The following is a 23,495-nucleotide window of genomic DNA, read 5'->3' on the forward strand; positions in this document are numbered from 1 at the left end:
TCCTGATGATTTGTTTTTAATAGATGTAAGAAATGCACCTAATCATCTTAAAAAAGAGAAGATCATTAATGCAATATTAATACCATTAAATGAATTAGAAAATAGACTTAATGAAATTCCAAAAAATAAAAAAATCATCGTATATTGTTGGGATGTTTGGTGCAACATGGGAGCAAAAGCTGCCTTGATTCTATTAGATAATAACTATAATGTAAAAGAATTGTCTGGTGGAATAGCCGCATGGAATAAACTGAATATGCAAACGGTTTCTTTAACTTAGAAAGTTACTTGAGGGTAAAAGGATGAAAATAAGCATAATTTTTGGTTCTGTTACTGGAAACACAAAAAAAGTAGCAGAGTGTATTAAAAATGAATTATTATCACATATTTATTTAATATAGATGATAAAGTAGACATTATAGATTGCAGTGACTTAATAGGCATAACATGTTTAGATGAATACGAAGCACTTTTTATAGGATGCTCATCATATGATAATGGTGATTTTCCCGAAGAATTTTCTTGTTTTTGCGAAGACATCACATCTTTTAATAATAAAAATGTAGCCACATTTGGATCTGGAGACAGATTTTATGGAGGGAATTTTTGCAAAGGGGTTGATAAATTAAATGAACTAGTTGTTCAGCGTGATGGACTTTTATATAAGAAATCTTTGAAAGTAGAATTATCACCAAAAAAAAGAAGATTTAAGGCAAATAGAATTATTTGCTCAAAATTTTTTTAATAATTTAATTGAATAGTAATTATAAATATTCAATTAAAATGATGCTCTGTAGTTATTAGGTAATGAACCTAATGGTTACGGGGCATTTTATTAAAAATATCCATTTTTAACAAAGAATTTTCTAACTAATTATTACCGATTAAGTACTCAAAAAATTTATGACTAATTAATAATTGAGCTTATAAATATCTGTTATTGTCGAACTTCTAGTAATTTTAGATCTGTTCGCTTATAAAGTTTATTATATAACACGCGTGGTGCTAGTTAATAATTCTTAAATAAAAAAGCCTGAATAGGCTACACTTTAGTCATCTACTACTAAAGAAGTGAAACCTATGTCAGACAGAATTAGGTATCACTAATCAACGCCGCTACTATCGCTTTTTTAATCAGTCTGCACTGCTTAGACTTGCCTGAACGTTCGCGATTTAATCGACTTAGTAACCATGGCTGGCAATTATTGCAGTTAATGCGCACCGGCTTGATAAAACAAGTTGCTAAAAACACCCGCTATACGATTATTGACAGTCTGCCACTGCCGGTTTGCCAACCAGTACGTAATTATAGCGTCCGCAAATTTTGGCGGACCTAGGCTATTTGAGCCAGCCATTAAAACAACAACTAGCGCGGCAGGGAATTAACTTGTGGACGCCAAAACGGAAAAATATGCACCAGGGCCCTAAAGTCAATAACAAATTATTAAAACAGCTGCGCCATCAAATTGAAACAGTATTTTCCAGCTGGAATAATCTTTTTGATATTGAACGTAATCGCGCTCGTTCACTAGCGGGATTTCAAACGCGGTTAGATCAATGTTTGTTTGTAGATACTATCAGAAAAATTAACTAGCACAATGCGTAATAGTATATATTAAACCACTATGCTGCAGCCATTCATCGGCATAAAATTTGGCAGCATAATAATAATTACCCGTACTTAATTCTCGCTGACCATAAGACCATAATTCACGACGATTAGCGCCAATGGCACTTATCATAATAAAGCGTTGGATTGAAGTGACCCTGGCCGCTTCAATGGTTTTTATAGCTCCATCTAAATCCACCATCATCGTTTTGTTTGCGCCAGTTTTACCACCAGAACCAGCAGTAAAGATAACCGCCTCATGCTGTTGCAAAACTGACTGCAAACTATCTAAGTCACCCTCTAAATCAACTAAAGCTGTTTGGTATCCATGAGCTTGATATTCCTGAATTTGTTGAGAGGAGCGTAAAGCAGCTGTAACTTCATGATTACTTTTTTGCAGCTTTTCCATGAGAATTCGACCAATCTGGCCATGAGCACCTATTACAATTACTTTCATTTCGTTAACTTTTCCTTATTAAACTTGGTATTTAGTTTTGATTAAATCATCCAATTTACGCAGTCGGTGATTGATTCCGGATTTAGAAATGGGACCGCTAGGAACCATTTTCCCAAGTTCACTTAAAGACAACTCTGGATGGTCTAAACGTAACTCGGCAATTTCCTTTAATTTTGGCGGCAGATTGTCTAAACCATAATGTTCCTGTAAAAATTCAATGTTGGCAATTTGGCGGCTAGCTGCCTTAATTGTTTTATTAATATTGGCATTTTCACAATTTACTAAACGGTTCACAGAATTACGCATATCGCGCACAATACGGATATCTTCAAATTTCAGCATGGAACTAGTCGCACCAATAATTTGCAAAAATTCAGAGATTTTTTCAGCGCCCTTTAAATAAGTAATGTAGCCATTACGACGTTGTGTGGCCCGCGCATGTAGTTGAAATTGATTCATTAATTGCAAGATACCTTGATTTTGATTTTCATATAAGGCATAAATCTCCAAATGATAGCGTGAAGTCTCAGGACTGTTAACACTACCTCCAGCTAAAAAGGCCCCCCGTAAATAAGAGCGGGCACGTTGACGCGAAGTCAAAATTTCTTCAGGAATATCAGTGCGAATTTGAAAGTTCTGTGCTTCAATAATCCGCAAATCAGCAAGAATTTCTTGAACATGTTGACGTAAACGCACGATATATTGGTTATTCTTTTTTAATTTCATCTTACGCCGAACTACTAAATCAGATTCCACAGTATATAACTGGTGCAAAAGCGAATAAATCCGCCGTGCTATGGCGGGATTTTCAGTGGGAATGTTTAAAATAAAATGATGATCGACCAACGATAAACTGCCACTCATCCGAATAATTGCCGATAATTCTGCTCGAGCATGTTCCGGATGAACTTCTAGACTAGTTAGCTCTTTTTTTACTTCACTAGCATAAGATGCCAATATTATCGCTCCTTATTTTTACGATTTCCCGCTTGAAAAGCTAAATTAATAATTTCTTGGGCCACTTTACGACCATCGTGAAAGGCGCCCCCATCATGTAATGACAAAAAATCATCAGTGATTACACGACATCCCAGCTTGCGCAGACCAGAAAAATCAGTTTGTACTTGTTTTAAATACTCATTGTAGCGATCATAATCCATATAGTCTTTGGGTACAGGCGTGCTATTGACCAAGACTGTATCAATAAAGGAACCGCCTAGATGTTGATTTAAAATTCTAACATGATCAGCATCGGTAAAATTAACCGTTTCACCCTTTTGCGTCATAATGTTACAAATATAAACAACTTCGGCAGCAGTCTGCTTCACTGCTTCACCTAAATTTTTAATCATTAGATTAGGTAAAATACTGGTAAATAAACTACCTGGGCCTAAAACAATAACATCAGCCTGCATAATAGCCGCTAAAACTGGCAAAACTGCTTCAGGTTCTTCCGAAGGATCATTAGTGTCGGTTACCCACACTCGCTTGATAGTTTTATCAGCATAAGTAATTTCATGTTCACCAGCAAGAGTTGTACCATCGGTGAATTCAGCATTTAACGTGAGTGGTTCATTAGAGGCTGGAAAAACATGGCCTTCAACTGCCATCATGCGCGACAGTTCTTGCACAGCATCAAATATATTATTACCATACATTTCAGATAAAGCCGCAATTACCAAATTTCCAATCGCATGTCCCGCTAAAAATGAGTCATCACTCGCAAAACGATATTGAAATACTTGCAGCTCTAACTTATCTAAATTAGATAAAGACACCAAAACATTGCGAATATCCCCAGGTGGCACTACGTTAATATAATTACGAATTGCCCCTGATGATCCACCATCATCAGCTACTGTGACTACAGCAGTAATATCAGCATTTAAATCTCGTAAACTATTCAAAATCACTGGCAGCCCGGTACCACCGCCAATAACGGTAATTTTAGGGCGTCGGCCTTTTATAACTTTAATAGTTTTTGCTGTATTTATACTCATGAACGATTCACCGTTTCCTTATGTCGATTTATATCACGATGAGAAATGTTGACTGGATAGCCTGTTTTTTGCAGATCTTCTCCTAAACGCTGGGCAATGGCCACAGAGCGATGCTGGCCACCCGTACAGCCGATGGCAATCGTTAAGCTGGTTTTACCCTCTTGTTGATATCCTGGAATAATACTTTGCAACATTTGTAAGTATTGTTGATAGAATTGTTGCGTTGCCTTTTGTTGAAACACATAATCTGCTACTTCAGTTTGTAATCCAGTTTGTGATCGCAATTGAGGCAAATAATAGGGATTAGGCAAAAAGCGCACATCCATGACATCATCTGCATCAATCGGTAATCCGTACTTAAAACCAAAAGACATGACAATAATATGAAAAATATTATCGGACTTTTCTTCAAACTCTTTAAAAATTTTTTCTCTTAACTGACGGGGAGAAAGCTGTGTAGTATCAATTACTAATTCTGCTTTTTCCCGAATTGGCATGAGTAATGCCCGCTCTTTATCAATACCGTCAATTAAACGTCCCCCCATCGCCAAGGGATGAGCCCGCCGCGTCTCTTTATAGCGAGCAACCAATTCAGTATCTGTAGCATCCAAAAACAAGACTCGGGTTCGCATTGATTCAATATCCTCAAAATCCGCAAACACACTGATAGCTTGGTCGTAAAATTCTCGTGAGCGAATATCAATCACTAATGCCACTTTGTCTATTTTTTCAGAATGCTTCAATAATTCGCCAAACTTTTCTAATAAAGACGGCGGCATATTATCAATGCAAAAATAGCCCATATCTTCAAAGGATTGTACGGCAACAGTTTTACCTGCACCACTCATTCCTGAGATAATCACTAAGTCTTTAATATTATTCGTCAATCCTGCCAAAATTGATCACCCCACATTTTCCATACTATCTATAATAACTTTCTTTACCTATTCTGCCAAATAAGAACTAACAAAAATTAACGATTAAATAAATTTATTCATATTTCAAAAACAGCAAGGATACAGACAATTAACGCCTCTTCCTTGCTGTTTTTAACTAACGCTTTTTGTAAAAATTACGGCTTATTATTGCCGCTTAACGTTGGAAAACTTTTCTAAAATAGGCTTAAGATATTGTCCGGTATAAGATTGCTGAACCTGTGTAATCTGTTCCGGTGTGCCCGTAGCCACAACTTGGCCACCCAAGTCTCCTCCTTCGGGACCTAAATCAATTATCCAATCGGCTGACTTAATCACATCCAAATTATGCTCAATAATGACAACAGTATTACCTTGATCTACTAACCGCTGCAAAACATTCAACAGGCGCTTAATATCATCAACATGCAAACCCGTTGTGGGCTCATCTAAAATATAAAAGTTATGGCCATCTGATTTTTTATATAATTCAGATGCTAATTTCATCCTCTGAGCTTCACCACCAGATAAGGTGGTTGCCGATTGCCCTAACTGCACATACCCCAAACCAACATCAGCAATTGTTTGCAATTTACGTTCAATCTTAGGCAAATGTTCAAAAAACTCCAAGGCTTCAGCAACCGTCATTTGCAAGATTTCGGCAATATTTTTACCTTTATAGGTTACCTGCAAAGTTTCTGAATTATATCGTGTACCGTGGCAGACTTCACAAGGTACATAAACATCCGGCAAAAAATTCATTTCAATTTTAATAATTCCATCGCCTTTGCAAGCTTCACAGCGGCCACCTTTAACATTAAAAGAAAAGCGTCCCTTGGTATATCCGCGTACTTTAGCTTCATTAGTTTTGGCAAACAAATCCCGAATATCATCAAAAACTCCTGTATAAGTGGCCGGATTACTGCGCGGTGTACGGCCAATAGGACTTTGGTCAATATTGATAAGCGATTTTAAATCTTCGTAACCGGTAATTTTATCAAAATCTCCTGGCCGATGACTATTGTGATTTAACTTTTGCGCTAAAGCCCGCTGCAAAATCTGATTAACTAAAGAGGACTTACCAGAACCCGAAACGCCTGTCACTACTACCAATTCTCCTAAAGGAAATTCGACATCAATATTTTTTAAATTGTTTTCGCGGGCTCCATAAATTTTGACTGTCTGCCCGTTTCCTAAGCGACGCTGTGGAGGAAGTGGAATATATTTTTTACCGGACAAATATTGCCCTGTTAAAGAATGTGAATTAGCCGCTACTTCTGCTGGTGTGCCTGCCGCTACTACTTGTCCGCCTGCAGCGCCAGCTCCGGGACCCACATCAATTAAATAATCAGCTTGCCTCATCGTATCTTCATCATGTTCCACCACAATGAGCGTATTGCCTAAATCGCGCATTGCTTTTAATGATTTAATTAGGCGATCATTATCACGCTGGTGCAGCCCAATGGAAGGTTCATCTAAAATATACAAAACTCCCGACAAATTAGAACCAATTTGAGTAGCTAGGCGAATACGCTGAGCTTCGCCACCCGATAATGTTCCAGCTGAACGCGATAAAGTCAAATAGTCCAGACCAACATTTTGTAAAAATGTTAAACGATCTAAAACTTCTTTTAAGATCGGTTTTGCAATTACTGCGTTTTGTGGCGATAAATTGATTGATTTAAAAAAGGGCAATGCCTTTTTAATTGGCAATTCTGAAACTTCAGCAATGTTTTTTTGGGCAATCTGAACACTCAAAGCTTTAGGATTCAGACGCGTTCCCTGACAGGTCTGGCAAACTGATTCTGTCATATACTTGCGCATAATATCCCGCATAAAAGCACTTGAAGGCTTGCGATAACGATGAGCAATATTCGGAATAACTCCTTCAAATGTAGTATCTACATCCCGAACACTTCCAAAATCATTATCAAAGTGAAAGTGAAATTGTTGTTCCTTTGAGCCATATAATAAAAAATTTTGCTGTGCTAGCGGTAGTTTATTAAACGGAGTGTCTTGATCAATACCAAATTGTTGTGCCGCTTGCTCCAACAAATGCGGATAATACTGGGAATGTTCCTGGTTCCATGGCACAATGACTCCTTCATTTAAGGATAAATTACGGTCGGGAATCACCAAATCGACATCAACCTCTAATTTCATTCCTAAACCGTCACAATCAGGACAAGCACCAAAAGGCGCATTAAAAGAAAATAAGCGCGGCTCTAATTCGCCAACAGTAAAACCACAAATTGGGCAAGCATAATGTTCAGAAAAAATAAGGGGTTCACCATCAATAATATCAGCAGTCATATAGCCACCTGATAAATGCAAGGCTGACTCGATGGAATCAAATAATCGTGAGCGAATACCATCTTTAATCACAATTCGATCTACAACGACTTGAATGGTATGGTTTTGATTTTTATTTAGTTCAATTTTTTCACTGATGTCATGACGCTGATCGTCTACCAACACCCGTACATAACCTTGCTTAGCAATCTGAGCCAGCACTTTTTTATGCTGGCCTTTTTTACTGCGGATTACTGGTGACAAAATTTGTAATTTAGTCCGTGGAGGTAATTGCAAAAGCCGATCAACCATCTGCTCTACAGATTGGCGACTAATAACAGTACCGTCATTAGGACAGATAGGTGTGCCAACTCGGGCCCATAGTAAACGTAAATAATCATTAATTTCCGTGGCCGTACCTACAGTAGATCGAGGGTTTTTGGAAGTCGTCTTTTGATCAATTGAAATAGCAGGACTTAGCCCATCAATCGAATCAACATCAGGCTTATCCATTTGTCCCAAAAATTGCCGGGCATAAGAAGATAAACTTTCCACATAGCGTCTTTGGCCTTCAGCATATAAGGTATCAAAAGCTAAAGAGCTTTTACCAGAACCAGATAATCCAGTCATCACAACTAATTTATTTCGCGGAATTGTTACATCAATGTTCTTTAAATTATGGGAGCGAGCGCCATGAATGACGATATTATCATTTTTCATTAACTAATCTCAGCTTTCAATTCTAAAATTGTGTCACGTAAGGTGGCTGCCTGTTCAAAATCCAACTCCTTAGCAGCCCGTTCCATCTGAGCGGTTAATTGACTCAATAACTCTTGTTGCTCTTGGTCTGACATATTATCAAAATCAATTTCCGCTGCGGCTGCAGGCTCATTTTCGCCCTCATGATTAACAGTCTTAATAGCCGAAATGGCATCACGAATTGGTTTTTGAATAGTTTGAGGTGTAATATTATGTTCTTCATTATATTGCTCTTGAATTTGTCGCCGCCGCTTAGTTTCACTGATAGCCGCCTTCATTGAATCAGTCATATGATCAGCATACATAATAACGTGCCCATGTTTATTGCGAGCTGCCCGTCCAATAGTTTGAATTAACGGCCGCTCAGAACGCAAAAATCCTTCCTTATCGGCGTCTAAAATTGCTACTAAAGAAACTTCTGGAACATCAATACCCTCTCGAAGTAAGTTAATACCAATTAAGACATCATACTTACCTAACCGAAGATCTCTAATAATTTCCGTGCGCTCCAAAGTTTTGACATCACTATGCAAATAAGCCACTTTAATCCCTAAATCTTTTAAATAGTCAGTTAAATCTTCGGCCATTTTTTTAGTCAACGTTGTCACTAAGGTACGCTCATTTTGCTCAATGCGTTGATTAATTTCAGCTACTAAATTATCAATCTGCCCCATAATTGGCCGCACTTCAATATCCGGATCTAATAAACCAGTAGGACGAATAATTTGTTCTATTACTTCTGGAGTTCGTTCTAATTCATAGGGACCTGGAGTAGCAGAAACATATAATATTTGATGGACATGCTTTTCGAATTCTTTTAAAGTCAATGGCCGATTATCTAAGGCACTGGGTAAGCGAAAACCATAATCTACTAACATTTGCTTGCGGGCTCGATCCCCATTATACATGCCGCGAATTTGCGGCATAGTTACATGGGATTCATCAATCATGATATTAAAATCATCAGGGAAAAAATCCAAAAGTGTATAAGGTGGTTCGCCTTCAGCACGGCCTTCCATATGACGCGAATAATTTTCAATACCAGAGGTATAACCCATTTCACGCATCATTTCGATATCATAATTGGTACGTTGCTCTAAACGCTGAGCTTCTAACAGCTTACCTTGACTTTTTAATTGGGTTAAACGTTGTTTTAATTCCGCACTAATACGTTTTAAAGCAGCTGTCATCTGTTCTTCATTGGTCATAAAATGTGTCGCCGGGAAAATAGATACTTGTTCCCGTTCGCCAAGAATTTCTCCAGTTAAAGGATCCATCTCTAAAATCCGGTCAATTTCATCACCAAAAAATTCAATTCGTAAAGAATTGTCATCACGCGAAGCCGGGAAAATATCTACTACATCGCCCCGCACACGAAAACGCCCCCGCTGAAAATCAATATCATTACGTTCAAATTGATTATCCACTAAATCCTTCAAGAGCTGCTGGCGGCTAACTTCTTGCCCTAATCGTAAAGAAATCACGCTCTTTTGATATTCTTGGGGATCACCTAAACCAAAAATACAAGAAACAGACGCCACTACAATCACATCATTGCGTTCCAACAACGCGGAAGTAGCCGCGTGACGCAACTTATCAATTTCATCATTAATACTAGAATCTTTTTCAATATAGGTATCACTTGAAGGTACATAGGCTTCAGGCTGGTAATAATCATAATAACTAACAAAATATTCGACAGCGTTATGCGGGAAAAACTCCTTAAATTCACCATAAAGCTGCCCTGCTAGGGTTTTATTATGAGATATCACTAAAGTTGGTTTGTTTAAATTTTGAATCACATTAGCCATCGTGAAAGTTTTACCAGTACCAGTTGCACCCTTTAAAATTTGTTCCCGATTGCCAGCACGAAAATCGCGTGTAATTTGATCAATTGCCTGTTGCTGATCACCGGCTGGTTGGTACTTAGATACTAATTCAAATTTATTATTCGTAATTCGTTCTAACACGCACTTGCCTCCTCAGTAAATTAACGTCCATAAAAAGACGGAATTAAGAGTAAAACCGTTAATCTCGAAGCTTTAAAGCCTTAATCCTTCCTCAGATTGACTTTAATTTACAGAATCATTGTCCAACAGGAAAAAGCCAGGACAATCAACCTTGTCCCGCTTCTAGTCACTTCTTACAATTAAATTTCCTTCATTAACATTCGTAAAAAACTTCATAGTTATCATAGCATAGCGAACATACTTTCGCTATTATTTGGACTGCTATTCAGCTAAAATTTTTTTACTAATAGCCGTTAGCTGTTCCCGTGAAGCAAAGTCTTCATTTAATAAATCCGGCAACACAATTTCTAAGAAATATTTCCCACAAGCTAAATCTTCAAATTGTTTGATAGTTGACAGGCTTTCACTAAAAATCTCAATAAAAACATTATCAGGATTTCCTTTTTCAATTTCACCAAAGGATTCATATAAGAGGTCAATCTTATCTGCAATTGCTAAGATATGCCCTTCTAAGGTGTTATCCTTGCCTTCACCTAAACGTCGCCGAAAACGATCTTGCAAATTAGCCGGGATTTCTTTTTGGATAAAGTTTTCAGTCATATCATTATCTACTTGGGCCAACATTTGCCGTAATTGTTTGGTGGCATATTTAACTGGTGTTTTAATATCACCAATAAAGCGCTCAGTATAGTCATGATTCAGCGCTTTTTCATATAAAGACTGCCAATTAACTTGTTGACCCGCCATTTCTTCAATATCACCTAAAATTTGAGCAATCTCAGCTACTTTAAACGAGTGGGCAGCGACGCTATGTTTTTGATATTGAAAATGTCCTGGCGCCCGATCCAAGTTTTCCAAATTGGTTAAACCTTGAATAAATTGATGAATTCCCATTAAAAAACGCCTCCTCATTTACTTAAATTTCTAACATGTTAATCCAAATTAGAAATAAATGCAAACTAGAGACGTCCATTCATTAATACCAACTATTAATTGCTTCTGCGTAGGCCGCTAACTTTTCGTTAGCATCAGCTTCATTAGGGGCCTCAACACCTACATAATTTTTGATTTTAGGTTCAGTGCCTGAAGGCCGAATAGCAATCCAAGTTCCATCAGCCAATAAAAATTTTAAAACATTTGATTTTGGTAAAGCCAATTTTTGCGATGTGCCATCAGCATTAGTCTGCACGCTAGTTTGAAAATCCTGAACACTAACAATCCTTGTACCATTAATCTCAGAAGATTCATTATGGCGAAATTGTGCCATTAAGCGCTCCATTTTCTCCGAGCCATCAACGCCGCTGAAAGTTTTGGAAATAGTTTTTTCTTTGAAATAGCCATAGCGCTGATAAATCTTCTGGAGGCCATCATAAAGGGTCTGGTTTTGACTCTTATAATAAGCTGCTACTTCAGCAAGCAACAAACTAGCTTGAATAGCATCTTTATCGCGAACAAAAGGCTTTACTAAGTAGCCATAACTTTCTTCAAAGCCAAATAAGAATTCGTGGCTGCCAGTATCTTGAAATTCCTGAATTTGTTCGGCAATAAATTTAAAACCTGTCAACACATTAATCATGTCAACACCATAGGACCGAGCAATTTTGGTTGCTAACTCAGTAGAAACAATGGACTTTACTACTGCCCCATTGGCAGGCAAAGAATTGGTCCGTTTTTTAGCACTGAGAATATATTCAAGCAACACACTAGCAATCTGGTTACCAGTCATAAGCTGATATTGTCCATCCGGCTGCTTAACGGCTGCCCCTAAGCGATCGGCATCCGGATCCGTTGCAATTAGGACATCGGCATGAGACTTTTGTCCATCTCGAATGGCTAAATTAAATGTTTCTGCAAATTCCGGATTAGGCACAGCTACTGTTGCAAATTCCGGATCTAAAATTGCTTGCTCAGCTACTAATTGCATTTTGGTAAAACCAGCCTGATTAAAGACCCGTCCTGCGAGCATTTTGCCAGTTCCATGTAAAGGAGTGTATACAAAACTCAAATCCTTGCCCTGCTGTAATAATTGCTGATCAATTGAAACTGATTTAATTTCCTGTAAATAAGCACGATCAACATCTTCACCAATTAACTGCAACAATTTTTGTTTCCGCAAATTATGAATATCTGCGACAGCAATTGCAAACAAATCATCCGCTTGACGCACATAAGTAGTAATCTGATCCGATTCCTGTGGGGGCATTTGGCCACCATCAGGACCATAAATTTTAAATCCATTGTATTTAGCTGGATTATGACTGGCGGTAATCATAATTCCCGCATAAGTATGCAAATGGCGGACGGCAAAAGATAATTCTGGAGTCGGACGCAAACTATCAAATAAATATACGGGAATTTGATGCTGTCCTAAAACCCGCGCTGATTCTTCCGCAAATAGTGGTGAATTATAACGAGAATCAAAACTAATAGCTACCCCACGCTGTTTGTCAGCAGCTGCAAGAGTATCCATAAAGCGGGCTAAGCCTTCAGCAGCTTGGCGAACAGTGTAAATATTCATCCGATTAATTCCTGGACCTAAAATTCCGCGCATCCCCGCCGTTCCAAATTCCATCGGTGCATAAAAGGCATCTTCCAATTGTTCAGCATCATCTTTTAAAAGCGTTAACTGCCGCTTTAAAGTTAAATCTAATTGTTCATAATTAGACCATACTTGATAATTATCTTGCCAGCTCATCACTAACCTCCAAATAAATATTAACTGGTTTCAATTATAACGTTTTCGATAAAAAAAGACTAACAATTTTGTTAGTCTACATCATTTAAAGTTTGTAAATAATTAAAAACTCCTTGGCCAGCAAGGCCACCTTCACCCACAGCTGTGGTAATTTGCCGTAAATCTTTTTTACGGACATCACCCACAGCAAAAATTCCAGGTACACTAGTTTCGGTTAGCTCATTGGTAGTAATCCAACGATTTTCATCCAAAATATTTAAATTATCTAAACCTTCAGTGTTCGGCTTAATACCTACGTAAATAAAGACACCTGCAGTCTTAATTATCTTTTCTTGACCAGATTCTTTATCCCGATAACGCACAGCCGTGACTTTTTTATCATCACCTTGAATTTCTTCAACCGCAGCATTCCAAATAAATTTGATTTTATCATTAGCAAAAGCCCGTTTTTGCAAAATCTGCTGAGCCCGCAGTTGATCGCGACGATGAATAATCGTAACTGACTTAGCTAATTGGGTCAAATAAATGCCCTCTTCCACAGCAGAATCGCCACCGCCAATGACAACGACATCTTCATTTTTAAAAAAGGCACCATCACAAACGGCACAATAAGAAACACCCTTACCAGAATATTCATCTTCACCTGGAATACCAATTTTTTTATATTCTGATCCTGTCGCAATTACTAAAGCTGGCGCCCGAAACTCTTCGTCCGTAGTTTTAACTATCTTATCATGACCATCTAAAGCCACTGTTTCGACAGTGCCATATTGATAATCTACTCCAAATTGTGTCGCTGATTGATACATTTGTTCGCCTAATTCAGGTCCCATAATCGATTTAAAACCTGGATAGTTTTCAATGGCAGCCGTATTATTCATTTGGCCGCCGTAAATTCCCCGATCTAACATTAAGACCTTGAGATTAGAGCGTGAAGCATATAAAGCAGCCGTCATTCCTGCAGGACCAGCTCCAATAATAATCACATCATATATTTTTTCTGGCATAAACTTATCCTCCCATTTTTTACCCACAGCCTATCATAAAGTGTCCCTTAATTTAATGCCAACAATTTGCTTTTAGCGCTGATAAGGATACTTTAAACCACTGCCGGCTAAATAATCCGGTAAAGATTCTTGGCGCCGACGATAAATTATAATTATTACAGCCCCAATAAATAAAATTACCGACAAAACTTGAGAAACCCGCAATGGCCACCAATATAAGCTATCAGTACGCATTCCTTCCACAAAAAAGCGGCCTAATGAATACCATAAAACATAGCTTAAAAAGACTTCACCTTGCTTAAATAAATGTGGCTGCTGTCTAAGAAACAATAAAATAATTAAACCAATTAAATTCCAAAGAGATTCATACAAAAAAGTCGGCTGGCGAAAATGGCCATTAATCAACATTTGATTAATAATAAAGCTTGGTAAATGTAAACTCTCTAAAAAATGGGCGGAAGTAATTGCGCCATATGCTTCTTGATTCATAAAATTGCCCCAGCGCCCCACTATTTGTCCTACCAATAAACTAGGAGCAGCAATATCTAAAATCAGCCAGATAGGTAAGTGACGCCGATGAGTAAAGACTAAAGTTACCAAAAAGGCCCCAATTAAGCCGCCATAAATAGCAATTCCTCCATGCCAGATTTTAATAATTTCGCTGGGATATTGAGCATAAAAGGGCCACTCAAAAACCACATAATAAGTGCGCGCGCCAATCAAGGCAAAGGGCACACCCCATAAAACTAAATCAATAATATCATCAGCCATGATCTTTCGCTTTTGTGCTTCTCTCATTGCCATCCAAACACCGATAATTGCACCCGCTGCAATCAAAACCCCGTACCAGCGAATTGCAAACGGACCTAATTGGAAGAAAATGGGATTTAATACTAGTAAACTCATTTAGTCGCATCACTTTTCGAATTTTTTTCTATAAGACCAGTTAAGTTGGCTTCAAAACGAGCCGCCGCATCATAACCCATCTTTTTAGCGCGATAATCCATGGCTGCTACTTCAATAATATTTGCTAAGTTTCGGCCGACTTTAACTGGAATTGTCATTGAGGGCACTATTACATCAAAAATCTGTTCAGATTGGCTATCGGTTCCAATGCGCTCATAATGTTCATTAGGAGACCAATTTTTTAAATTCATAATCAAAGAAATTTCCATAGAAGTCCGAACCGCGCTGGCACCAAAAAGATTCATCACATCAATAATTCCAATGCCCCGAACTTCCATCATATTTTTTAAAATTTCTGGAGCTTCCCCGACTAAGGTATGTTCATTTTGTTGGAACACATCTACACGATCATCAGCAACTAATCGATGTCCATTTTTAATCAATTCTAAGGCTGTTTCACTCTTACCAATACCAGAATCACCTTTAATTAACACTCCCAAACCATAAACATCTACCAAAACTCCGTGAATACTTTGGCGAGGTGATAAAACTTTTTCTAAATACTGGGTGATAATATTTGATACTCGCGTGGTGGTTAAACTTGATCCTAAAATAGGAATTTGATATTTATCAGCTGCCCGACGCATTTCAATCGAAGGTTGAATTCCTCGTGAAAATACAAAGGCTGGAGTTTTTTCGGTGCACATCTTCTGCAGGACATGATAGCGGTTATCAGCAGTCATAGCCCGAGCATAGGATGTCTCTGTTTGTCCAAATAATTGAACTCGCGCATAAGGATAGTAGTCAAAATAACCAGTCAACTCTAGCCCGGGACGTGAGATTTCAGTTTCGCTAATTACTCTCTTAGACATGTATTGTTGACCATAATAGACTTCAATATTGGTATTATCGATAAGATCTTGTACGGTTACTGTATTTTGTTCCATAATTATCTTCTCCTCGGAGCATTTTTCTTAAAATCGCCTTTGAAAAGCATGATATCCAATAAAAGAATTTGCAATTGACATAATCAAAGCTATCAACACAGCTGCGCTAAAACTGCGCAAGATAAAGCCATTAATCAGCCAGGAAACTAATTCTAAAGTTAAACCATTTATTACTAAAGAAAATAAACCAAAAGTTATTAAAGTAATAGGAAAAGAAACAATGTGTAAAATAGGTTTAATAGTGATGTTTAATAAAACCAAGACTAAACCAGCAATAAGAGCTGTGACAAAATTATCTATAAAAATTAAACCAGGAAAAACTTGGGCTAGTGCCATAAATAAAAGCGTATTAATTAGAGTTTGATAGACAATCTTCAAAACTAAACTCACTTTCTTCAAAATAATTATGCTTTAGCATTTAAGTCCGCCAATTTGCCTTGCTTTAAATAAACCACCCATTCACAAAGATTTGTTACGTAATCCCCCATCCGTTCCAAATAATTGGTCACTAACATATATGCGGTCCCATTTTCCACTGTTTGGGCATTGGTCTTCATATTTTGGATACATAAATTATTAACTTGTCGAGTCAACTGATCAATATTATCATCAGCTTGAGCAATGGCAATAGCTTGCTGGTCATCTTCCTGCAAATAAGCTTCAATTGCTTGAGCAAACATACTTTCTACTTGTTGCGAAATTTGGCTAATCAGCTGTTCGACTTCCGGAAGCGTTTTTTGCGATTCCAGTTTTAAGTCAGCACGCGCAATACTAACTGCATGATCGCCCATTCGTTCCAAATCTGAGCTTGCTTTTAAAACCGTGACAATCATCCGTAAGTCACTAGTTACAGGTTGCTGTAAGGCTATCATTTCAAAAGATTTTTTTTCTAGATCAATTTCTCGATTATTAATTTGCTGATCAGCAGCCAGCACTTGTTGGGCTAATTGTTGGTCATGGTTAATAAAAGCCGTCACTGCCTTTTGAATAGCCTCATTAACCATCATAGCCATTTCTGAAAAACGAATATGCAAATTATTCAGTTCAGTTGCAAAATCATTACGCACCCTCATCACCTCAATTAATTTATTAAAAAGTTAATGACAAACTCGGTCTTAACTTCATACTGCTTAGCCAAAACGGCCACTGATATAATCTTCTGTTTTTTGTTCTCGGGGATTTAAAAAAATTTGCTTAGTTTGATCCATTTCGATTAGTTCACCTTGATAAAAAAAGGCCGTTTGATCAGAAATCCGCGATGCTTGGTGCATACTATGGGTCACAATCACAATTGTATAATGTTGACGTAATTCTAACAACATATTCTCAATTTTAGTAGCTGAAATCGGATCTAAAGCTGAAGTCGGTTCATCTAAAAGAATAACTTCCGGCTGGACGGCTAGTACGCGGGCAATACAAATCCGCTGCTGCTGACCGCCTGAAAGGGCCAGGGCACTTTGATCTAACTTATCTTTTACATCATCCCAAATAGCCGCTTGCCGTAGACTGGTTTCTACTGCTTCATCTAAACGTTCCCGCTGGTTAATACCGGCAATTCTTAAACCATAGACAACATTTTCATAAATCGAAAACGGGAACGGATTCGGCTGTTGAAACACCATTCCGACACGTTTACGTAATTGCACAGTATCCATTTCAGAACCATAAATATTTTGACCTTCTAAGTCAATTTCACCTGTGATTTTAACATTACTAATTAAATCATTCATGCGGTTTAAACTACGCAAAAAAGTGGACTTGCCACACCCCGATGGTCCAATCATAGCGGTAATTTCTCCACGCTTAATCTGCATAGTAATTCCCTTTAAAGCTTCTTTTTTACCGTAATATAAATGAACATCTTGGGCTGTAATAATTGCCGTTGTCATCTTTACACTCCTAACCAAAATGCCCCGATACATAATCTTCAGTTAATTGAACTTGCGGCCGTGTAAAAATCCGGCGTGTTTGATCATATTCAATTAATTTACCCTGATGAAAAAAGGCTGTATAGTCGCTTACCCGGGCTGCCTGCTGCATATTATGTGTCACAATAATTATTGTATAATGTTGTTTCAATTCTTGCATAGCCTGTTCAATATTAGCTGTTGAAATAGGATCCAAAGCCGAAGTTGGTTCATCCATTAATAAAATATCAGGTTCTAAAGCTAAGGCTCGGGCAATACAAAGACGTTGCTGCTGGCCTCCCGAAAGTGCCAAAGCACTCTTATTTAAATCATCTTTAACCTGTTCCCATAAAGATGCCTGTTTCAAAGTCGTTTCAACAATTTGTTCTAACTTCTTAGAATCATGGAGACCACGTCTTTGCAAAGCAAATGTGATATTTTCCCGGATAGACTTAGAAAAAGGATTAGGTCGCTGAAACACCATACCAATATGTCTACGCACCTCATAAACATCAACTTGAGCCGAATTAATATCCAAGTTGCGGTACATAATCTGGCCGCTGACTTGCGCTGAGCCTACAGTATCATTCATCCGATTTAAACTTCTTAAATACGTTGATTTTCCAGAGCCAGAGGCGCCAATTAACGCCGTAATTTTATAACGCTCAAATTGCAGACTAACACCATGTAAAGCTTCATAATCGCCATAATTCACTCGTAAATTATTCGTAGATAAGGCTATTTCGTATTTATTTTCATCTAAAACACGTGTAAAAGTAGTTCTTTTTGCCATTACTTATTCCCCTGTCAAACGCCGATATAATTTGTTGCCCAAATAACGGGCTGCTAAATTAAAAATCAAAACAACTGCCACTAACACTAACGAAGAACCCGAAGAAACTGCGTTGGCATCGGGAATTAAGCCTTCAGAATTCACCTTCCAAATATGAACAGCCAAAGTTTCTGCTGGACGCATAAAATTTAACGGAGAAGACAAACTAAAAATATTCCAATTACTAAAGTCTAATGGCGGTGCGCTTTGACCGGCAGTATAAATCAAAGCTGCCGCTTCACCAAAAACACGTCCAGCAGCTAAAATAATACCCGTCATAATACCAGGTAAACATTCAGGTATTATGACGTGGACCACCGTTTCCCAGCGCGATAACCCTAAAGCTAAACCGGCTTCTCGTTGGCTCAAAGCTACCGTTTGCAATGCATCACTTATACTGCGCACCAACAAAGGTAAATTAAAAATAGTTCACGTTAAGGCACCTGAGAGGATAGAAAAGCTTAAATGGAAATGCACCACACAAATTAAAAATCCAAATAATCCCACTACAATAGAAGGTAAAGAACTCAAAACCTCAACAGCTGAGCTAATCAAGGCACTCAGTCTTTGATTTTTGGCATATTCCGATAAATAAATCGCAATGCCCAAGGCCAATGGCAAAGATATCAACATCGACAAAATCAATAAATATAACGAATTAAATAGTTGTGTGCCAATACCGCCACCCGCTTCAAAACTCTTGGCAGCACTAGTGAGAAAATGCCAACTAATATGGGTAATGCCCGCTCCAAATATATAAATCAATAAAGCCGCCAAAATTATTACAATCAACGCGGACATGAAGTAAATTACGGCCGTCATCAATCGATCAGTAAACTTTGCTTTCACCGTAATGCACTCCTTTTACCCAAGTATTTAATTACAATATTAAAGATTAAAGACATTAATAACAACAATAATGCTAAAGTCCATAAAGCGTTATTAGCAGTAGTACCCATAACGGTATTGCCCATATTCATTGTTAAGACACTGGTTAAAGTAGTCGCTGGCGAAGCTAAATTGCTAGGCATTAAAATTGCATTACCAATTACCATTTGCACAGCTAAAGCCTCCCCAAAAGCTCGTGACATACCAAAAATAATAGCTGTCATTAATCCAGGAGCTGCCGCGCGTAAAACAACCTTATAAATGGTCTGCCAACGCGTTGCCCCTAAAGCCAAAGAAGCCTCCCGATAATGGCGAGGAACCGCCTTTAAAGCATCAACAGCCATTGAAGTAATTGTCGGCAAAATCATTACGAACAAAACCAAGGTGCCAGCTAAAATACCAAAGCCGCTACCACCAGCAACTTTTTGAACAGCTGGGACAATTACTGCTAAACCAACAAATCCATAAACAACCGACGGAATACCCACTAATAATTCTATTACTGGCTGCAAAATTTTATTGCCTCTCTGGGGTGAGATTTCTGACATAAAAATTGCAGCTGCCAAAGCAAAGGGGGTCGCTAACAAAACGGCCAAGAAAGTTACAGCAAACGATCCTACAATCATCGGTAAGGCCCCAATTAAAGGACGCTGATGTAAGTCAGTTTGATCCGGCGACCAAGTAGTCTTAGTAAAAAAATCCCACAAACTACCATGGTCTTGAATAAAAACAGCAACTCCTTTAGTCGCAATAAAGCCAAAAATTGCTAGCACTAAGAGCACAATTAACAGTGTACAAATTTGAGTTAATAACCGGCCCCGTGTCTCAATTTTGGCAGACAGTGAACGTTTTTTTAAACTTTTAGCGATGGGATCCATTTTGTTTATTCACCTTAATTCTTGTTATTTTGCCCGTATAATCTTGCTGATAGTGCATTTTTTGTATTGGTACATAACGCATTTTTAAAACCTCTTGCTGCTGAAATTGCTCACTTAAAATAAAACTTAGTAAACTTTTAGTAGCAGCATTGGGATGTTTAGCCGTATACATATGTTCATAAGACCAAATAGGCCAACGATTATGGGCAACATTATCGACTGATAAACTAACACCATTAACTTTTAAGGCAGGAGTTTGCTTAGTCAAATACGGCCAAGCCACATAGCTAATAGCTCCAGGAGTATTCTGAACAATTTGTCGAACCATACCACTAGAATCTTGTTCAGAAGCCTTCTTAGTTGGTCGTCCCTGCATGACTTGCTGTTCAAAAATCGTTCGGGTCCCACTGCCCTGAGCCCGATTTACAACAGTAATAGCCAAATTAGGTCCACCTAAACTCTGCCAATTGGTAATCTTACCCATAAAAATGGCTTGTAATTGCGTTAAAGTCAAATTACGAATATTAACTTGTCGATTCACAATTGGGACCACCGCTACTACACAGACACGATGATCTTGTAGTTGTTGAGAATTTATACCCTTTTTTTGTTCCGCAAAAACATCAGAATTACCAATTTGCACCGCTTGCTGCTGCACTTGTGATAAGCCCGTGCCACTACCTCCGCCTTGAACATTTATATAAGCTTGTGAATCTTGGTGCATCAATTGTTCACTAGCAGTTTCCACCAGTGGCTGTAGAGCGGAAGAGCCTACTGCCGTAACAGTTTGTTGTTTAGTTGGCATACATCCAGTTAAAAACATCAATATTATTCCGCAGAATAATACTTTGAAACATCTCATAATGTTGTCCTCCACGATAAGACAAGATGTCAGTCTTTTTGACACATGTTAGTGAATTTTTCTAGTTGCAAAGTAATCTTGAACATCAGCAATCATTTTTAAGGCCATTTGATATTGCTGCCGCTCATGAACATTTTGCGACTGGTGCAATAATTGGATTGCAGTAGTAAACACTAAAAAATTACGGGTAATCAAAAGTGGCGCTAATTGACTGCCTTTTTGTTGATATCCTAATAAGAAAGATTTAATTAAATTTTCCTGTAACTGAAAATCCTGATAAAACAACTTAACAAAGTCCTGATAAGCTAATCCTTGACAAACATGTTCAAAATCTACTAGTAATAACTGATCTTGTTGCTGTTTAAACTTATCTTGAGATATATTTCCGTGTAAAGTAATTGTGGTCCCATGATCCAAATCACGTTCCAGGTAACTATGATAACGCTGAAATAATTCTTCTAACTTCAATAACTGCTGTTGCAAGTCCGCAGCTGTCACTTTCTTAATTAAATATATGTTTCTTTGAAAAGAATGCTGCTGAGGAGCTTGTTTAAAATCGAGTAATTTTTGGTGTAATTCATTGACACTGACGCCCATTTTATAAGCTGTTGTTACAGTTAGTGGTGTACTTAAGGTAACTAAATTGGTATCTGGTTGTACTAAAATATAAATATTTTTTTCAGTAACTACTTTTTGGGCTAATAAAATTGGCCGCTGTAGATGTTCTAATACAGCCTTCTCTAAGGCATACTGGTCATAGAACTCTTCGGCAAAAATCTTAACAATCACTGGAGCGTTAAAGCGTAAGCTATACCCCTTTAACATTTGTGTGACTGAATTTTTTTCCAGTGGTATTAAGTCCGCATCTAATATTTGTCGTAATTTTGCAGTCAACTGTCTTTCACCACCTATTCTATAAAGGTATATGAACTTTTACACTAGTCCCCTGATTGAGTTGACTGGTTAATTTTATTGTACCATTTAAAGTTTGTACAGCCGCCTGCACAATTGCTAGACCCAGTCCCGAACCAGATTTTTTTTGTGGATTAACTTGGTAAAAGCGTTCAAAAATCTGTTTTTGCTCAGCTTTGGCAATACCAATTCCACTATCTTGAACAGTCAGGTTTAAATAATTTTCCACTTCATTGTGCTCACTTAGCACGAGTATTTGACCGTGTTCTTTATTATATTTGACTGCATTGCTGATTAAATTTTGAATTATCTCTTGCAACTCTTGTGGATAAGAACTAATCCACTTATTACCCTTAATCTTTACTTCTACTTGTAATTGCCGTTTTTTAAGAGCTGAATCTTGCTTTGTTAAAATTTGCTGAATTAACTCCTCAATATTAAAACGTTGCGGTAGAGTATTATCTTGCTGACTATAATGATTTAAAGCGATCGTATCCGTTAATAGTTCATTTAAGTTTTGTACTTGCTCTTGCAGCTGTTCTACTAACTGGATGTCAAACTGCTTAGTCGACAACAATTGCGCAATCTCTGTGGTCATCTGCTGGACTGAAGGCTGAAGTTTTTGGCTGACCTTATCCAAGAAATCGACTCGTTGTTGCTCTAATTGATGAATTGGGGTCAAATCATACAAAATAACAATAACCTGTTGTTCCAAGTCTTCCGTACTATGTGCAATACGAATAACGTTAGCATCCACAAAGCGATCTGAATCACCATATAATTGAATTTGCCGGTGATGATTACGATTTTTACGTAAGGTATGCTCAATCATTCGACTCAAGGCATAGGTTTGAATGTCTTCTACAAAGGGATGCTGATTAGTAGCAATTTGTTTACCCAAAATAACAGCTAACATTTGATTATGCAATAAAACATTTCCCTGATTATCTAATAACATAATTCCGACAGGTAAGTGACCCATTAAACTTTGAAATCTTCTTTTTAATAAAGAATTAGCTTCAACTTGATGTTGATTGTGTTTATCTAAAGCATTTACTGCGTGAATCAAAGATGTGTAAGGAGTATTTTCCTTAGTTATTAATGATTCTGTTTGCTCATTAGCTTTAATTTGTTGCAGTTTTTGCACAACCGCCTGTAAATAACGTCGCTGCTGCCGATAGGTTAAATATTGAGCCAATAGGATAATCAGCCAAAATATCATATAAATAAAAGAAAAGATGCCGACCAAATTTGAATGCTGCCAAACTGTTTGATACTTTTTAACCATCACTTGCACATGATTATTATCAGTAGTATCTAATAAATATAATAAATAGCGCTGACCGCGAAAATGCTGCAAATGATAAGGATTGGCACTATCTAATTGATTTTGCTGGAGCGCATCATGTACTTGCTTTTGGCGTAAAGTCTGGGGCTGATTCACATCACTGACAATAGTCAATTGGTGATCATTAGCCCACGCCTTTAACAAACGTTGCCGCTGCTCCTTTTTAATAAGCTGGTAATCATTTCTTAAAGCTGCTAAATGGTTAATTTGATCCTGTTGTACAAATTGACTTAAGATAAACAAACAAAAACTATAAATTAATATTCCTACCAAAGCAGTCATAATCATCGTTCGACGCTGCCGGCGCATACA

23 protein-coding genes and 1 pseudogene are annotated in these 23,495 nt (G+C 37.7%); 4 read left to right on the top strand and 20 right to left on the bottom strand.

The window, feature by feature from the left end; genetic code table 11:
* The 4 genes from EQ827_RS04040 to EQ827_RS04050 all read left to right on the top strand — a co-directional run.
* The coding region (locus EQ827_RS04040) for a rhodanese-like domain-containing protein (RefSeq protein WP_181189706.1) at nt 1-280 on the top strand (280 nt) is incomplete at its 5' end.
* Nucleotides 281-418: 138 nt separating this feature from the next.
* The gene (locus tag EQ827_RS09230; protein ID WP_373563506.1) at nt 419-745 is read left to right on the top strand and encodes a flavodoxin domain-containing protein; all 327 of its coding nucleotides are present in this window, start codon (nt 419-421) and stop codon (nt 743-745) included.
* Between the two features lie 460 nt (nt 746-1,205).
* Nucleotides 1,206-1,337, top strand: coding sequence for a hypothetical protein (locus tag EQ827_RS09090; RefSeq protein ID WP_258231785.1), 132 nt, complete (start codon nt 1,206-1,208; stop codon nt 1,335-1,337).
* Between the two features lie 5 nt (nt 1,338-1,342).
* Entirely contained in the window at nt 1,343-1,594 is a 252-nt protein-coding gene (locus EQ827_RS04050) for a transposase (RefSeq protein ID WP_181189707.1), read from the top strand.
* Here EQ827_RS04050 and EQ827_RS04055 read toward each other — a convergent pair.
* From EQ827_RS04055 to EQ827_RS04150, 20 genes and pseudogenes are all read right to left on the bottom strand, one after another.
* Nucleotides 1,587-2,066 carry an NAD(P)H-binding protein gene (locus EQ827_RS04055; RefSeq protein ID WP_181189708.1) on the bottom strand — a complete coding sequence of 160 codons (480 nt, stop codon included), beginning with the start codon at nt 2,064-2,066 and terminating at the stop codon, nt 1,587-1,589. The genes EQ827_RS04050 and EQ827_RS04055 overlap by 8 nt on opposite strands.
* 18 nt (nt 2,067-2,084) lie before the next feature.
* Nucleotides 2,085-3,023 (bottom strand): DNA-binding protein WhiA, encoded by a 939-nt coding sequence (gene whiA / locus EQ827_RS04060; protein WP_181189709.1) that lies wholly within the window; start codon nt 3,021-3,023, stop codon nt 2,085-2,087.
* 2 nt (nt 3,024-3,025) lie between these two features.
* Nucleotides 3,026-4,066 carry a gluconeogenesis factor YvcK family protein gene (locus EQ827_RS04065; RefSeq protein ID WP_181189710.1) on the bottom strand — a complete coding sequence of 347 codons (1,041 nt, stop codon included), beginning with the start codon at nt 4,064-4,066 and terminating at the stop codon, nt 3,026-3,028.
* Entirely contained in the window at nt 4,063-4,953 is an 891-nt protein-coding gene (gene rapZ, locus EQ827_RS04070) for an RNase adapter RapZ (RefSeq protein ID WP_181189734.1), read from the bottom strand. Before rapZ ends, EQ827_RS04065 begins: the two co-directional genes overlap by 4 nt.
* A 195-nt stretch (nt 4,954-5,148) precedes the next feature.
* A complete protein-coding gene (gene uvrA, locus EQ827_RS04075) occupies nt 5,149-7,992 on the bottom strand; it encodes an excinuclease ABC subunit UvrA (protein WP_181189711.1) in 2,844 nt (947 codons plus the stop codon).
* The gene (gene uvrB / locus EQ827_RS04080; RefSeq protein ID WP_181189712.1) at nt 7,992-10,001 is read right to left on the bottom strand and encodes an excinuclease ABC subunit UvrB; all 2,010 of its coding nucleotides are present in this window, start codon (nt 9,999-10,001) and stop codon (nt 7,992-7,994) included. Before uvrB ends, uvrA begins: the two co-directional genes overlap by 1 nt.
* Nucleotides 10,002-10,262: 261 nt before the next feature.
* The gene (locus EQ827_RS04085) at nt 10,263-10,895 is read right to left on the bottom strand and encodes a YfbR-like 5'-deoxynucleotidase (RefSeq protein WP_181189713.1); all 633 of its coding nucleotides are present in this window, start codon (nt 10,893-10,895) and stop codon (nt 10,263-10,265) included.
* 82 nt (nt 10,896-10,977) lie between these two features.
* Nucleotides 10,978-12,696, bottom strand: coding sequence for a phospho-sugar mutase (locus tag EQ827_RS04090; protein ID WP_181189714.1), 1,719 nt, complete (start codon nt 12,694-12,696; stop codon nt 10,978-10,980).
* 71 nt (nt 12,697-12,767) lie between these two features.
* The gene (gene trxB / locus EQ827_RS04095) at nt 12,768-13,703 is read right to left on the bottom strand and encodes a thioredoxin-disulfide reductase (protein WP_181189715.1); all 936 of its coding nucleotides are present in this window, start codon (nt 13,701-13,703) and stop codon (nt 12,768-12,770) included.
* Nucleotides 13,704-13,775: 72 nt separating this feature from the next.
* The gene (gene lgt / locus EQ827_RS04100) at nt 13,776-14,609 is read right to left on the bottom strand and encodes a prolipoprotein diacylglyceryl transferase (RefSeq protein WP_181189716.1); all 834 of its coding nucleotides are present in this window, start codon (nt 14,607-14,609) and stop codon (nt 13,776-13,778) included.
* Entirely contained in the window at nt 14,606-15,556 is a 951-nt protein-coding gene (gene hprK, locus EQ827_RS04105) for an HPr(Ser) kinase/phosphatase (RefSeq protein WP_181189717.1), read from the bottom strand. Before hprK ends, lgt begins: the two co-directional genes overlap by 4 nt.
* Nucleotides 15,557-15,583: 27 nt before the next feature.
* Nucleotides 15,584-15,946: a phage holin family protein gene (locus EQ827_RS04110; protein ID WP_309109338.1), complete on the bottom strand. Its 363-nt coding sequence runs from the start codon at nt 15,944-15,946 to the stop codon at nt 15,584-15,586.
* Between the two features lie 14 nt (nt 15,947-15,960).
* The gene (gene phoU, locus EQ827_RS04115) at nt 15,961-16,623 is read right to left on the bottom strand and encodes a phosphate signaling complex protein PhoU (RefSeq protein WP_309109337.1); all 663 of its coding nucleotides are present in this window, start codon (nt 16,621-16,623) and stop codon (nt 15,961-15,963) included.
* A 63-nt stretch (nt 16,624-16,686) separates the two neighbouring features.
* Nucleotides 16,687-17,445 carry a phosphate ABC transporter ATP-binding protein PstB gene (gene pstB / locus EQ827_RS04120; protein WP_181189719.1) on the bottom strand — a complete coding sequence of 253 codons (759 nt, stop codon included), beginning with the start codon at nt 17,443-17,445 and terminating at the stop codon, nt 16,687-16,689.
* 10 nt (nt 17,446-17,455) lie between these two features.
* Nucleotides 17,456-18,256, bottom strand: coding sequence for a phosphate ABC transporter ATP-binding protein PstB (pstB, locus tag EQ827_RS04125; protein WP_181189720.1), 801 nt, complete (start codon nt 18,254-18,256; stop codon nt 17,456-17,458).
* A 3-nt stretch (nt 18,257-18,259) separates the two neighbouring features.
* Nucleotides 18,260-19,144: pseudogene (gene pstA, locus EQ827_RS04130) on the bottom strand (phosphate ABC transporter permease PstA).
* The gene (pstC, locus tag EQ827_RS04135) at nt 19,141-20,061 is read right to left on the bottom strand and encodes a phosphate ABC transporter permease subunit PstC (RefSeq protein ID WP_181189721.1); all 921 of its coding nucleotides are present in this window, start codon (nt 20,059-20,061) and stop codon (nt 19,141-19,143) included. Before pstC ends, pstA begins: the two are co-directional and overlap by 4 nt.
* Nucleotides 20,045-20,923 carry a phosphate ABC transporter substrate-binding protein PstS family protein gene (locus EQ827_RS04140; RefSeq protein ID WP_181189722.1) on the bottom strand — a complete coding sequence of 293 codons (879 nt, stop codon included), beginning with the start codon at nt 20,921-20,923 and terminating at the stop codon, nt 20,045-20,047. Before EQ827_RS04140 ends, pstC begins: the two co-directional genes overlap by 17 nt.
* A gap of 48 nt (nt 20,924-20,971) precedes the next feature.
* Nucleotides 20,972-21,817: a phosphotransferase gene (locus EQ827_RS04145; protein ID WP_181189723.1), complete on the bottom strand. Its 846-nt coding sequence runs from the start codon at nt 21,815-21,817 to the stop codon at nt 20,972-20,974.
* Between the two features lie 19 nt (nt 21,818-21,836).
* Complete coding sequence (locus tag EQ827_RS04150; RefSeq protein WP_181189724.1) at nt 21,837-23,492, bottom strand: sensor histidine kinase; 1,656 nt, start codon at nt 23,490-23,492, stop codon at nt 21,837-21,839.
* Nucleotides 23,493-23,495 lie beyond the last annotated feature (3 nt).

It is taken from the genome of Bombilactobacillus bombi (assembly GCF_013607485.1).
Lineage (GTDB): Bacteria > Bacillota > Bacilli > Lactobacillales > Lactobacillaceae > Bombilactobacillus > Bombilactobacillus bombi_A.